The organism is Antarctobacter heliothermus, assembly GCF_002237555.1.
Taxonomy (GTDB): Bacteria; Pseudomonadota; Alphaproteobacteria; order Rhodobacterales; family Rhodobacteraceae; genus Antarctobacter; species Antarctobacter heliothermus_B.
Window position 1 is genome coordinate 640,567 of record NZ_CP022540.1, and the last position, 12,470, is coordinate 653,036.

A 12,470-nucleotide genomic window follows, 5' to 3' on the forward strand; every position below is an offset into this window, starting at 1 on the left:
CCTCTCCGGGCCAATGGGATTTTCGTTACTTCACTTTGTTGCGGCGCATCATGTCGGCGTAGACCGCCAGAATGATGATTGCGCCGGTCACAACCGTTTGCCATTCCTGAGCCACGGACAGCACGCGCAGTCCGTTGGTCAGTACGGCCATGATCAGGGCCCCGATGAGCGACCCCAGAATGGACCCGCGTCCGCCAGACAGCGACGTGCCACCGATCACAACCGCTGCAATCGCTTCGAGTTCATAGCCAAGCCCCAGAGCCGGCTGGGCAGAATTCAGACGCGACGCAATCAGCAGCCCCGCGATGCCGACAATGGCCCCGGCAAGCGCATAGATTGCAATCTTCCAGCGGTCGGTATTGACGCCGGAAAGGCGGACGGATTCCTCGTTTGACCCAAGGGCGAAACAATAGCGGCCCAACACCGTGCGGTTCAGGATATAGGCGGTCACAGCGGCGACGATGAACAGGATCAGCACGCCGTTGGGGATCGGGATCGCGGGAATGATCTCGCCAATCAGCGAACCGCGCGAAATCTCACTGAAACCGGGAGTGTCGTTGAAATAGATTGGACGGGTGCCCGAGATCACAAGGCTGAGCCCCTTGAGGATCAGCATCATGCCCAGCGTCGCGATAAACGGCGGGATTGCCATCTTGGCGACAAACGTGCCGGAACAGGCACCACACGCGGCCCCCGTCAGCACAGCCGCCATCACCCCCAGCGGCAAAGGCATCCCTGCGTAGGTCAGGACCACGCCAGTGATAACCGCGCAAAAGGTCATCATGGTCCCAACGGACAGGTCGATCCCGCCGGTGATGATGACCAGTGTCACCGCAATCGCCAGAACACCGTTCACCGATGTCGCCTGCAGGATCGCAATCATGTTCGACGTTTGCATGAAGTTCGGCGAGGCGATCGAAAAGCCGATCAGCAGCACGATCAGACTGGCAAAGGCCAGAACCCGCTGGTGCGTGCCTGCGGCAACGATCCGCGACAGCGCCGATCGGGGGGCTTCGGGTGTTGTGGTCGTCATAGGTGATCCTCCGCACCCACCAACGCCGTGTCGCGTTGTGTGGCCAATTCCATGATTTGTTCCTGAGTGGTGCCTTCGCCGCCGGGCAGGATGCCTGTCAGGCGTCCCTCGCACATCACCGCGATGCGGTGCGACAGGCGCATGACCTCGGGCAATTCCGACGAAATCACGATGATCGCGCGTCCCTGTGCCGCGAGGTCTTCGAGCAAGGCATAGATTTCCGACTTGGCACCGATGTCGATGCCACGGGTCGGCTCATCAAAGATCAGCACATCGCAGTCGCGCAACAGCCATTTGGCGATAACGACCTTTTGCTGGTTACCGCCCGACAACAGACGCACGTCCTGCATGTCCGACGGGGTGCGCACCCCCAACTGATCGATGTACTTGATCGCCGTGGTTTTCATCGCGCCTTCGTCAAGCACACCAAAGCGGTTGGTGAACTGGCCCAGATTGGCCATCGCCACATTGGCACGCACGGTCATGTCTACGGCAAGGCCAAAGTGTTTGCGGTCTTCGGACAGATAGCCGATCCCGGCCTCGACGGCTGCGTGGGGTGTGCGGATATTGACCGGCTGGCCATGAACAATGATCTCACCGGCGTCACGGGGATCAGCGCCAAAGATGATGCGCGCGACCTCTGTCCTCCCGGCCCCCATCAACCCGGCAAAGCCAAGGATCTCTCCCTTGCGGACATCAAAGCTGACATCGCGCACCTCTTTGCCGCGCGACAGGTTGCGGACCTCCAAGGCCACCGGGCTTTGCGATGTGTCCGGAATGACCGGCGCGCTTTGCGTCACTTCGCGGCCCACCATCAGCTGGATGATCTTTGACAGCGGCGTCTCGGCTGCGTCCACCGTGTCGATATATGCCCCATCGCGCAGGATGGTGACCCGGTCCGCGATCCGCTTGATCTCATCCATACGGTGACTGATGTAGACGATACCGACGCCATCGGCCTTGAGCTTGCGGATCACCTTGAAAAGTTCGGTAATCTCGGCGTCATTCAGCGCCGCCGTCGGCTCATCCATGATCAGGACGCGCGGGTTGTAGGACAGTGCCTTGGCGATCTCGATCAACTGCTGACGGGCAATGGTCTGGGTACTGACCGGGGTGCGCGGGTCCATCGCCAGATTGAGCGAGGCAAAAATCTCGGCGGTCTTCTTGTTCAGGGCGGGTTCATCCAACCGGCCAAAGCTGCGGCGCGGTTCACGCCCGATCAGCACGTTTTGCGCCGCCGTCAGATCATTCATCAGGCTGAGTTCCTGGTGAATGATCCCGATCCCCAGATCCTGCGCCGCGCGCGGACCATCCGGGGTCACCGGTTTGCCGTCGACAAACATCTCTCCGCTGTCACGCGGATAGATACCGGACATGATTTTCATCAGGGTCGATTTGCCTGCACCGTTCTCGCCCATCAGGGCGTGAACCTCCCCCGGACGCAGATTGAACTGGACGGCCTTGAGCGCGTGAACACCGGGAAAGCGTTTCTCGATCCCCGTCATTTCCACCAGGTATGTCATGTGGCAGGCCCTCCCAAACCATGCATCGCCATCAGATCGTGACACCACCGTCGACGAGAACGGTTTGCCCTGTCACGAATCTGCTGCCGTCCGACAACAAGTGCACAATTGTGGGCGTCATGTCGTCAACCGTGGCCAACCGGCCCATCGGTTGGCGTGCGATGAAATCTTTTTCCGCCTGAACGGGGTCCGGGGCCGACGCAATCCGCCCCTGCAGCGACGGCGTATCAACCGTCCCGGGACACAGCGCGTTGCACCGCAAATTCTGCGCCACGAAATCCGCGGCGATTGCCTTGGTCAGCCCGATGACCGCCGCCTTGGTCGCGCCATAGGCCGTCCGATTGACAAAACCCTTTTCGGATGAGGCCATGGACGCCATGTTCAGGATTGCGGCGCTGCCTTGGCTGTCCGCGCGACGCAACAGGCCCGGCACAAAGGCCCGGCACATGCGCACCATCGATGTCACGTTCAGGTTGACCGCAAAGTCCCAGTCGTCATCCGTCAGGTCCAGCACCGTGCCGTGGTGCACAACGCCCGCGCAATTGAACATCCCGTCCAGATCGGGGAGGTCTGCGGCCAGCGCTGCGATTTGATCCGCCTTTGTCACGTCCAGCACGCGGGTTTCGATCCCCGCGACACCGGCCAGATTATCCAACAGATCGCCGTTCACGTCCGTCGCAATCACGGATGCCCCGGCTGCCGCACAGGCCCGTGCGCTCGCAGCCCCCATGCCCTGTCCTGCGGCTGTTATCAGAATGGTCTTGTTTGTCAGCGTCATACCCGTCCCCATGGTCACATCACCGCCCCGATTTGCCACGGCACGAACTCTACCCCGCCAAAGCCGAGGTCCTCACTTTTTGTCTGTTCACCGGATGCGATCCGAATGAACATCTCGAAAATCTCGGCACCCTTGTCGTGCAAGCTGACACCTTCGCTGATGATGTCACCGCAGTTCACATCCATGTCGTCCGCCATGCGGGCGTACATCTCAGAGTTGGTGGCAATCTTGATGCAGGGTGTCGGCATGTAGCCCGAGACTGATCCCCGCCCCGTCGTGAAGACGATCAGGTTGGCGCCAGAGGCAATCTGTCCGGTGACAGAGCACGGATCGAACCCGGGGCTGTCCATGAAGACAAACCCACGTTTGTCGATCTTTTCCGCAAAGAGATAGACATCCGTCAGTAGCGCGCTGCCGCTTTTGGCGACGGCACCCAGCGATTTTTCGAGAATGGTGGTTAACCCGCCACGCTTGTTGCCGGGGCTGGGGTTGTTGTCCATCTCCCCCTTGTTGCGGGCGGTGTAATCCTCCCACCACCGGACGCGGTCGATCAGCTTTTCGCCCACCTCGACGGATGACGCGCGACGGGTCAACAGGTGTTCCGCGCCATAGATTTCTGACGTCTCGGACAGGATCGTGGTGCCGCCATGCTGCACCAACATGTCCGAGGCGACGCCAAGGGCGGGATTGGCGGTGATGCCGGAATAGCCGTCCGATCCGCCACACTGCATCCCCACCATCAGGTGCGAAATCGGTGCAGGCTGCCGCGTGGCGGCATTGGCCAGTTCGGCAATGCCGCGCAGTTCTGTCAGCCCCTTTTCGATTGTCTTGCGGGTGCCGCCTTCGTGCTGGATGGTCATGTAGCGCAGCGCGCCATCTGCGCGGATGGGGCGCCCCCCCACTAGCGCGGACACCTGCATCACTTCACAGCCAAGTCCGATCAGCAGAATGCCGCCAAAATTGGGGTGCTGGGCATAGCCGGCAAGCGTACGGAACAAGGTGTCATAGCCTTCGTTCTCGCCGGACATGCCGCAGCCTGTTCCGTGGGTGATGGGGACAATACCATCAATGTTAGGGAAATCATCCAGCAGGCCGGATTTCTCCGCCGCTTCGGCGATGAACTTTGCCACCGACCCCGAACAGTTCACCGAAGTCAGAATGCCCAGATAGTTGCGCGTTCCAACGCGGCCATCGGCCCGGTGATAGCCGTCAAAGGTCCGCGCATCGGTTGCCGCGTTCAACTCTGTTGCTTCGCTGGCATGCGCGTAGTCCTGTGCGTGTTCGCCCATGCCAAGATTATGCACGTGAACGTGCTCTCCCGCCGCGATGTCGGCGGTCGCCTGCCCGATGATCTGTCCGTAGCGCAGCACATTCCGGCCCGCCGCGATCGGCGCGATGGCCACTTTGTGTCCGCGTGCAACCGATTGCACCAGCGTCAGGCTGTCCTGCCCAACCACATCGCCCGCAGCCAGATCATCCAGCGCAATGGCGACATTGTCCTGTGGGCTTAGCGTCAGCAAACGGGGCAGTTGGGTCATTTAGCGCACTCCTCTGGATGACAATCGGCCTGTCCAGTAGGGTGATGACTACCTTGAGTTTGCGCCATGTGTCAACTAACATGTCAGTTGAAGGGACTCACAATGTCAAAATCCGACCCCGCGCTTGATATAACCCATCTCGAAGGTCCGCTTGGGCAGAGGGTCTATACCGCTTTGCGCCGCAGCATCTTGGATATGACGCTGGAGCCCGGGGCCATCCTGCGCAAGGGGGCACTGTGTGAACAACTGGGCGTATCGCGGTCCCCTGTCGCCGAAGCGTTGGGACGGTTGTCGTCAGACGGGTTGGTCGACATCATTCCACAGTCCGCGACCCGCGTTTCACAGTTCTCCATGGCCGAATTGCTGGAAGAGGATTTCCTGCGTGAAGCTGTCGAAACCGCAGCTGTCGCACGCGTCGCCGAAGATCACACTCCCGACCAACTGCTGCGATTGTCACGCAACCTGCGCCTACAGGGACTACTGGTCGAAGACGCCGATTTTCAGGGCTTTTTCGAGGCCGATCTGGAATTTCACGAAATGATCCTAGGCTTTACCGGGTTTCCCAAGGTCACGCTGGTGGCCGAGGAAATGACCCTGCAACTACGCCGTGCGCGCAAACTTATCCTGCCTGAACCCGGCCGCCCTGCCGAAGCGGTGGCGGAACATCAAATCATTCTCGCCGCGATAGAAGCAAAGGACAGCAGGGCCGCCCGAACGGCCATGTCCCGCCACCTTCGCCAACTGATCAAGCGGATCAAACCGCTGGAACGCCAACACCCGGACTATTTCCGCGCAACCTGAAAAGAGGCACGATGAAACTGGCCAGAACAAACGTGCTGAACCACCGCACGGCCTCCCCCGTGACACTGACGCAGCTTGGGTTTGGGGGCGCCCCACTGGGCAATCTCTACCGCAAGATCGAAGACAGCGCCGCGCAGGCCACGCTAGATGCCGCCTGGAACGCAGGCATCCGCTATTTCGACACAGCGCCGCAGTACGGGCTGGGCCGCTCGGAAATGCGATTCTCCGAGGCGCTGAACCGATTCGATCCCGACGCGATGACCCTGTCGACCAAGGTGGGCCGCGTCCTGCACGACTGCGCCCCCGAAGAGGTCACGCCCGAGGCCTTTGTCGACGTTCCTCAGAAACGGATCGCATTCGATTTTACCTATGACGGGATCATGCGCAGCTTTGAGGACAGCAAAGCCCGCCTTGGGACCGACAAGATCGACATATTGTTTCTGCACGACATAGACGCCGGGGCGCATGGCCAAGCCTTTGAAGACAACAATCTGCGCCAGCTCTTCACGCTGGGTGGCTACCAAGCGTTGTCCCAATTGCGCGAAGCCGGCCAGATCGCGGCCATCGGTGCCGGGGTCAACACCTGGCAGATTTGCGAACGCCTGCTGGAAGAGGCCGATTTCGACGGGTTCCTGTTGGCGGGTCGGTATACATTGCTGGAACAAGAGCCGCTTGAGCGGTTCTTGCCGCTTTGCATTGAACGGGACGTGGGAATCATTCTGGGCGGTCCCTACAACTCTGGCATCCTTGCCACGGGCGCGGTCGACGGTGCGCGGTATGACTATGCGCCCGCGCCAGAGGACATTCTGCAACGGGTGCGCAAGCTGAGCGCGGTTTGCGACGCCCATGATACCCCGCTGATCGCGGTGGCCCTGCAATTCCCGCTGGGCCACGACGCTGTGAAAACGGTCATTCCCGGCGCATCTACGCCCGACGAAGTCCGCCAGAACGTCGCCATTTTCGACCACACCGTCCCCGCAGCGCTATGGTCGGATCTGAAGTCCGAAGGCCTGATCCGCGCAGATGCGCCCACTCCACAGGACATTGACGCTAGGGTGTGACGGGTGCCGCCTGATCTACGGAACAGGCGCAACGGTACGGGGAATGCTACCCCGGTCCCATGCGATCCAAACGATCTACCAAAACGTCAAAAGACCCGGCCATTTAAGGCCGGGTCTTTGATACAGTGGTGAGCCGTGATGGGTTCGAACCATCGACCTACTGATTAAAAGTCAGTTGCTCTACCAGCTGAGCTAACGGCCCACTGTGGCGGCCTAACTATGAATATGCCCGGTCCGGGTCAACCCAAAAAATCGGGAATCACACCGCGAATTTCATCGCCACGCCCCGGACACTGGAAAGCACGCGGTTTCAGGCGTATATGCCCGCTCATGGAACAGACACCTTCCCCCCTGCCCTTCATGAAAATGCACGGGCTTGGCAATGATTTCGTCGTGATTGATTCGCGAGAACGTGAGGCGATTCTCACGGCCAGCCGCATTGCGGCCATCGCCGACCGGCACCGGGGCGTCGGATTTGATCAGCTTGCCGTCATTTCGCTGCGCGCGGGTCTCCCGCATCTGACCTTCTACAATGCCGACGGCTCCACGTCAGCGGCCTGTGGCAACGCCACCCGCTGCATTGCGCGGCATCTGATGGACGCCAGCGGCGACAGCCGGCTGAGCCTGACCACAGATCATGGCACGCTGAGTGCGGTCGACGCCGGGGGGGGCCTGACCTCTGTCAACATGGGGCCACCACAACTGGAGTGGGCCGACATCCCGCTGGCCGAGGAAATGGACACTTTGGAATTGCCGATTGAGGGCAGCCCCACCGCCACCGGCATGGGAAACCCGCATTGCACCTTCTTTGTCGAGAACGCAGAGACTGTGGCGCTGGATCAGTTTGGACCGCGCTACGAACACCATCCGCTGTACCCGCAGCGCACCAATGTTCAGGTCGCCAGCCTGATTGGTCCCGATCACCTGCGGATGCGCGTATGGGAACGGGGCGTTGGTGTTACATTGGCCTCCGGCTCATCTTCCTGCGCCACCGCCGTGGCTGCCGCCCGACGTGGGTTGACAGGGCGCAAGGTACAAATCGACCTTGATGGCGGCACGCTACATGTGGACTGGCGCGACGATGGCGTTTGGATGACCGGCCCAACCGCCCACGTCTTTGACGGGCAATTCACACCCCAATGGCTGGATGCGAACCCATGAGTGCCCCAAAATTCACAACGCTCGGCTGCCGTCTCAACGCCTATGAGACGCAGGCCATGAAGGATCTCGCAGAGGCCGCTGGCGTTGAAAATGCCGTTGTCGTGAACACCTGCGCCGTCACCGCAGAGGCCGTGCGCAAAGCCCGGCAGGAAATCCGCCGCTTGCGCCGCGAAAACCCCGACGCCCGGGTGATCGTCACCGGCTGCGCTGCGCAGATCGACCCCGACAGTTTTGCCGCAATGGAAGAGGTCGACGCCGTCATCGGCAATACCGAAAAGATGGCCGCTGACACTTGGAAAGGCATGGTAGCCGATTTTATCGGTGAAACAGAGGCGGTGCAGGTCAATGACATCATGTCCGTGACCGAAACCGCTGGCCACCTGATCGACGGCTTTGGCACCCGCAGTCGCGCCTATGTGCAGGTCCAGAATGGCTGTGATCACCGCTGCACCTTTTGCATCATCCCCTACGGTCGCGGCAACTCACGCTCCGTCGCGGCCGGAGTTGTGGTGGATCAGATCAAGCGCCTGCGCGATCAGGGCTACAACGAGGTAGTCCTGACCGGTGTCGATCTGACCTCATGGGGGGCCGATCTGCCCGGAGAACCACGACTTGGCGATCTGGTCATGCGCATTCTCAAGCTGACCGATATCCCGCGCCTGCGCATCTCTTCGATCGATTCGATCGAAGCGGATGACAACCTGATGCAGGCGATCGCGACAGAACCTCGACTGATGCCGCATCTGCACCTGTCGCTGCAACATGGCGACGACCTGATCCTGAAACGCATGAAACGCCGCCACCTGCGCGACGACGCGATCCGGTTTTGCGAAGAGGCGCGCAAACTGCGCCCAAACATGACCTTTGGGGCGGACATCATTGCCGGGTTCCCGACAGAGACGGATGCCCATTTCGAGAACTCGATGAAGTTGGTGCAGGACTGCGACCTAACGTGGTTGCACGTCTTCCCCTATTCCTCGCGTCCCGGCACGCCTGCTGCCCGCATTCCGAACAAGGTGAACGGCACCGTGATCAAAGAGCGCGCGGCGCGCCTGCGCGCCGCTGGTGACGGCCGGGTACTGGCCCATCTGGCCGCGCAGGTCGGCCGGGATCACGCCATCCTGATGGAAGCCCCCGACATGGGCCGCACCGAACAGTTTACCGAGGTCCGATTTGCCACGCCTCAACCCGTCGGGCAGATTGTGCGCGCCACAATCACCGGGGTCGACGGCACCCAACTGACGGCCTGAGCAGATGCACCCCAACCAGACCTTTCGCCGGACCGATAAGGGGGTGGCCCTTTCCTTTGCGCGCGACCGCACCTTTGGAACCCTAGCCGTTTCAACACAGGGCGCGCCGCTGATCTCCCATGTGCCCTTTCTACTGGCCGAGGATGGCACAACCGCAGATCTGCATCTGGTGCGGTCGAACCCCATCGCGCGCGTTTGCGGCAATGCCACGCCTGTCACACTCGCCGTCACCGGGCCGGATGCCTACATCTCTCCGGACTGGTACGGGATCGACGATCAGGTGCCGACTTGGAACTACGTCGCCGTCCACCTTGTCGGCATGCTACGGCCCCTGCCCGTTGACGATCTCCCAGACCTGCTCGCCCGCCAGTCCGCCGCCTACGAGGCGCGTTTGCCGGGCAAAGCCCCCTGGACCATGGACAAGATGAGCGCAGAGACCATGGCCAAATTCCTGCGGATGATCCTGCCCTTCCGGCTTGAGATTGCAGAGGTGCAGAGCACCTACAAGCTGGGTCAGAACAAGGATGACACTGCGCGCCAAGCCGCCGCTGATATGGTCGAAACCGGGCTTGGGAGTGAGCTTGGACACCTCGCTCGGCTTATGCGACATCCGCCCGACGCGGAGTGACAGCGCCTTAATGCCCGCGCTCTTCTAAGAAACAAACGCCACAAACAAAAAAAGGCCCCGCTGTCTACCAGCAGGGCCTTCGCATTCAATGTGCCAAAGCGCTTATTCAGCGGCTTCCGCAACGCGTGCCTTGTCGGCAGCCCCCTTGGCGTCGACATCGCGGTCGACCAGTTCGATGATCGCCATCGGCGCCATGTCACCATAGCGGAAACCGGCCTTCAGAACGCGGCAGTAACCGCCCGAACGCTCGGCATAACGCGGGCCGAGGATCTCGAACAGCTTGGCGACGTCCTTGTCTTCTTTCAACTGAGCTGCGGCCTGACGGCGCGCGTGCAGGTCGCCGCGCTTGCCCAAAGTAATCAGCTTGTCGATGACGCGCTTGAGTTCCTTGGCTTTCGGCAGCGTGGTTTTGATCTGCTCATGTTCGATGAGCGAGCCGGCCATGTTCGCCCACAGCGCCTTACGGTGCTCATGGGTGCGGTTGAGGCGGCGGTATCCTTTTGCGTGACGCATTGTCTAACTCCAAATGTGCCCTCTACGGGCGTTTTTGCTTTGTCTGGCCGCCGATGCGTGTCAGCGGCTCTCCTTGGGGCACAAGGCCCGGGTTGGCGATGTGCCGGGCTGAAGCCCGGCCTACCGCATCTTGTTGGGGATGTAAGCCGGGCTTCAGCCCGGCATCCCGATTAGAACGAGTCTTCCAGCTTCTTGGCCAGATCTTCGATGTTGTCCGGCGGCCAATCCTCGACGTCCATGCCAAGGTGAAGACCCATGCCCGACAGCACTTCCTTGATCTCGTTCAAGGACTTGCGGCCAAAGTTCGGCGTGCGCAGCATCTCTGCTTCGGTCTTCTGGATCAGATCGCCAATATAAACGATATTGTCGTTCTTCAGGCAGTTCGCAGACCGGACCGACAGTTCCAACTCGTCCACTTTCTTGAGCAGAAGCGGATTGAACTCCAGACCATCGTCTTCGTCCTGACGGTTGGCCGACTCAGGCTCTTCGAAGTTGACGAAGATCGACAGCTGATCCTGCAGGATACGCGCGGCAAAGGCCACGGCGTCCTCAGGTGTGATCGAGCCATCGGTTTCGATCTTCATGGTCAGCTTGTCATAGTCCAGCACCTGACCCTCACGGGTCGGCTGCACGTCATAGGCGACCTTTTTGACCGGCGAATAGATCGCGTCGATCGGGATCAGGCCGATGGGTGCATCCTCGGGCTTGTTCTTGTCGGCGGCGACATAGCCTTTGCCGGTGTTCACGGTGAACTCCATGTACACTTCGGCACCTTCATCGACGTGGCAGATGACATGCTCGCGGTTGAGCACCTCTATGCCGTTGGTCTCTGCGATGTCACCGGCGGTCACGACGCCCGGACCCTTGCCGGTCACGGACAGGCGCTTGGGCCCTTCGACTTCCATGCGTAGTGACACACCCTTGAGGTTCAGGATGATGTCGGTGACGTCCTCGCGGACACCCGCAACGCTGGAGAATTCGTGCAGCACGTTATCGATCTGCACGCTTGTGATGGCCGCGCCCTGAAGGCTCGACAGCAGCACACGGCGCAGGGCGTTGCCCAGCGTCAAGCCAAAGCCACGCTCAAGCGGCTCAGCCACGACCGTCGCCTGACGCGACGGATCGGCGCCCGGTTTGATCTCGAGCTGCGTCGGCTTGATCAGTTCTGCCCAGTTCTTGTGGATCATGCAGTTCCCTCCATACCTGTCAGCGCCCCATGTCCGGTAGGTGCTGACGCCCGAGGTTTCAAAACGACGGCACGAGGCCGGGCATTATGCCCGGCCCCGCGAAATTCAAATCCCAAGGATCAGACCCGGCGGCGCTTCGGCGGACGGCAGCCATTGTGCGCAATCGGCGTCACGTCGCGGATCGAGGTGATGTTAAAACCCACGGCGGCCAAAGCGCGCAGAGCCGATTCACGGCCCGAACCGGGGCCCTGAACTTCGACTTCGAGGGTCTTCACACCATGTTCCTGCGCCTTCTTGCCCGCGTCTTCGGCGGCCAACTGTGCAGCGTAAGGTGTCGATTTCCGCGAGCCTTTGAACCCCATGGTGCCAGCCGACGACCATGCGATCGCATTGCCCTGCACGTCCGAGATCAGGATCTTGGTGTTGTTGAAGGTCGAGTTCACATGCGCAACGCCAGCTGCGATGTTCTTGGAGACCTTTTTCTTGCCGCCTGCGCGGCGCGTATCACGTGCCATATCCGTGTGTCTCCCTTACTTCTTCTTGCCGGCAATGGCCTTCGCGGGGCCTTTGCGCGTGCGAGCGTTGGTGTGCGTACGCTGACCGCGCACGGGGAGGTTGCGGCGATGGCGCAGACCGCGATAACAGCCAAGGTCCATCAGGCGCTTAACGTTCATCTGCACTTCGCGGCGCAGGTCGCCTTCGACGGTCAGGTTCGCGTCGATGAACTCACGCACGGCCAACACTTCGGCGTCCGACAGCTCGTTTACACGGCGGGACACGTCGATGTTGGTGGCGGTGCAGATTTCCTTGGCAGCGGCGGGGCCGATACCGTGGATGTATGTCAACGCGATCGGGACGCGCTTGTGGGTCGGGATGTTGACGCCGGCAATACGTGCCAAGTCTGTATTCCTTTCGTTGCGAGCCCGTAGCTCCAGGCCCTTTTTTCACAACGGAAGCCCGGGCCTGTTGGCAACCGGGCGTCTGTCATTACTCAGGT

The 12,470-nt window shown here is 60.8% G+C and carries 13 protein-coding genes and 1 tRNA gene; 5 read left to right on the forward strand and 9 right to left on the reverse strand.

Annotated elements, in window-relative coordinates:
• Positions 1-25: 25 nt before the first annotated feature.
• The 4 genes from ANTHELSMS3_RS03090 to ANTHELSMS3_RS03105 are packed head-to-tail and all read right to left on the reverse strand — an operon-like array spanning position 26 to position 4,872.
• Positions 26-1,033 carry an ABC transporter permease gene (locus tag ANTHELSMS3_RS03090; RefSeq protein WP_094033597.1) on the reverse strand — a complete coding sequence of 336 codons (1,008 nt, stop codon included), beginning with the start codon at positions 1,031-1,033 and terminating at the stop codon, positions 26-28.
• A complete protein-coding gene (locus ANTHELSMS3_RS03095) occupies positions 1,030-2,556 on the reverse strand; it encodes a sugar ABC transporter ATP-binding protein (RefSeq protein ID WP_094033598.1) in 1,527 nt (508 codons plus the stop codon). The genes ANTHELSMS3_RS03090 and ANTHELSMS3_RS03095 overlap by 4 nt, the downstream gene beginning before the upstream one ends.
• Positions 2,557-2,587: 31 nt before the next feature.
• Positions 2,588-3,334: an SDR family oxidoreductase gene (locus tag ANTHELSMS3_RS03100; protein WP_094036899.1), complete on the reverse strand. Its 747-nt coding sequence runs from the start codon at positions 3,332-3,334 to the stop codon at positions 2,588-2,590.
• A 14-nt stretch (positions 3,335-3,348) separates the two neighbouring features.
• A complete protein-coding gene (locus tag ANTHELSMS3_RS03105; protein ID WP_094033599.1) occupies positions 3,349-4,872 on the reverse strand; it encodes a UxaA family hydrolase in 1,524 nt (507 codons plus the stop codon).
• Between the two features lie 102 nt (positions 4,873-4,974).
• On the opposite strand from ANTHELSMS3_RS03105, the gene ANTHELSMS3_RS03110 reads away from it, so the two are divergent.
• Entirely contained in the window at positions 4,975-5,673 is a 699-nt protein-coding gene (locus ANTHELSMS3_RS03110; protein ID WP_094033600.1) for a GntR family transcriptional regulator, read from the forward strand.
• Between the two features lie 11 nt (positions 5,674-5,684).
• Positions 5,685-6,734 carry an aldo/keto reductase gene (locus tag ANTHELSMS3_RS03115; protein WP_094033601.1) on the forward strand — a complete coding sequence of 350 codons (1,050 nt, stop codon included), beginning with the start codon at positions 5,685-5,687 and terminating at the stop codon, positions 6,732-6,734.
• Between the two features lie 126 nt (positions 6,735-6,860).
• Here the strand turns inward: ANTHELSMS3_RS03115 and ANTHELSMS3_RS03120 are convergent.
• Positions 6,861-6,936 (reverse strand) — tRNA-Lys (locus ANTHELSMS3_RS03120).
• 128 nt (positions 6,937-7,064) lie between these two features.
• On the opposite strand from ANTHELSMS3_RS03120, the gene dapF reads away from it, so the two are divergent.
• The 3 genes from dapF to ANTHELSMS3_RS03135 are packed head-to-tail and all read left to right on the forward strand — an operon-like array spanning position 7,065 to position 9,773.
• A complete protein-coding gene (dapF, locus tag ANTHELSMS3_RS03125; RefSeq protein WP_094033602.1) occupies positions 7,065-7,895 on the forward strand; it encodes a diaminopimelate epimerase in 831 nt (276 codons plus the stop codon).
• A complete protein-coding gene (gene mtaB / locus ANTHELSMS3_RS03130; protein ID WP_094033603.1) occupies positions 7,892-9,145 on the forward strand; it encodes a tRNA (N(6)-L-threonylcarbamoyladenosine(37)-C(2))-methylthiotransferase MtaB in 1,254 nt (417 codons plus the stop codon). The genes dapF and mtaB overlap by 4 nt, the downstream gene beginning before the upstream one ends.
• A 4-nt stretch (positions 9,146-9,149) precedes the next feature.
• Entirely contained in the window at positions 9,150-9,773 is a 624-nt protein-coding gene (locus tag ANTHELSMS3_RS03135; protein ID WP_094033604.1) for an FMN-binding negative transcriptional regulator, read from the forward strand.
• A gap of 102 nt (positions 9,774-9,875) precedes the next feature.
• Here ANTHELSMS3_RS03135 and rplQ read toward each other — a convergent pair whose 3' ends face one another.
• The 4 genes from rplQ to rpsM all read right to left on the reverse strand — a co-directional run bounded on the left by rplQ (position 9,876) and on the right by rpsM (position 12,372).
• Complete coding sequence (rplQ, locus tag ANTHELSMS3_RS03140; RefSeq protein WP_089279499.1) at positions 9,876-10,286, reverse strand: 50S ribosomal protein L17; 411 nt, start codon at positions 10,284-10,286, stop codon at positions 9,876-9,878.
• 170 nt (positions 10,287-10,456) lie between these two features.
• Positions 10,457-11,473, reverse strand: a complete 1,017-nt coding sequence (locus ANTHELSMS3_RS03145; protein WP_089279500.1) for a DNA-directed RNA polymerase subunit alpha — start codon at positions 11,471-11,473, stop codon at positions 10,457-10,459.
• A 119-nt stretch (positions 11,474-11,592) separates the two neighbouring features.
• Positions 11,593-11,988, reverse strand: coding sequence for a 30S ribosomal protein S11 (rpsK, locus tag ANTHELSMS3_RS03150; RefSeq protein WP_089279501.1), 396 nt, complete (start codon positions 11,986-11,988; stop codon positions 11,593-11,595).
• A 15-nt stretch (positions 11,989-12,003) separates the two neighbouring features.
• Positions 12,004-12,372: a 30S ribosomal protein S13 gene (rpsM, locus tag ANTHELSMS3_RS03155; protein ID WP_094033605.1), complete on the reverse strand. Its 369-nt coding sequence runs from the start codon at positions 12,370-12,372 to the stop codon at positions 12,004-12,006.
• Positions 12,373-12,470: the final 98 nt, after the last annotated feature.

What these genes read in the sequence shown, in the direction of transcription:
- ANTHELSMS3_RS03090 (WP_094033597.1), bottom strand. Translation starts at nt 1,033, where the DNA reads ATGACGACCACAACACCCGAAGCCCCCCGATCGGCGCTGTCGCGGATC.
- ANTHELSMS3_RS03095 (WP_094033598.1), bottom strand. Translation starts at nt 2,556, where the DNA reads ATGACATACCTGGTGGAAATGACGGGGATCGAGAAACGCTTTCCCGGT.
- ANTHELSMS3_RS03100 (WP_094036899.1), bottom strand. Translation starts at nt 3,334, where the DNA reads ATGACGCTGACAAACAAGACCATTCTGATAACAGCCGCAGGACAGGGC.
- ANTHELSMS3_RS03105 (WP_094033599.1), bottom strand. Translation starts at nt 4,872, where the DNA reads ATGACCCAACTGCCCCGTTTGCTGACGCTAAGCCCACAGGACAATGTC.
- ANTHELSMS3_RS03110 (WP_094033600.1), top strand. Translation starts at nt 4,975, where the DNA reads ATGTCAAAATCCGACCCCGCGCTTGATATAACCCATCTCGAAGGTCCG.
- ANTHELSMS3_RS03115 (WP_094033601.1), top strand. Translation starts at nt 5,685, where the DNA reads ATGAAACTGGCCAGAACAAACGTGCTGAACCACCGCACGGCCTCCCCC.
- dapF (WP_094033602.1), top strand. Translation starts at nt 7,065, where the DNA reads ATGGAACAGACACCTTCCCCCCTGCCCTTCATGAAAATGCACGGGCTT.
- mtaB (WP_094033603.1), top strand. Translation starts at nt 7,892, where the DNA reads ATGAGTGCCCCAAAATTCACAACGCTCGGCTGCCGTCTCAACGCCTAT.
- ANTHELSMS3_RS03135 (WP_094033604.1), top strand. Translation starts at nt 9,150, where the DNA reads ATGCACCCCAACCAGACCTTTCGCCGGACCGATAAGGGGGTGGCCCTT.
- rplQ (WP_089279499.1), bottom strand. Translation starts at nt 10,286, where the DNA reads ATGCGTCACGCAAAAGGATACCGCCGCCTCAACCGCACCCATGAGCAC.
- ANTHELSMS3_RS03145 (WP_089279500.1), bottom strand. Translation starts at nt 11,473, where the DNA reads ATGATCCACAAGAACTGGGCAGAACTGATCAAGCCGACGCAGCTCGAG.
- rpsK (WP_089279501.1), bottom strand. Translation starts at nt 11,988, where the DNA reads ATGGCACGTGATACGCGCCGCGCAGGCGGCAAGAAAAAGGTCTCCAAG.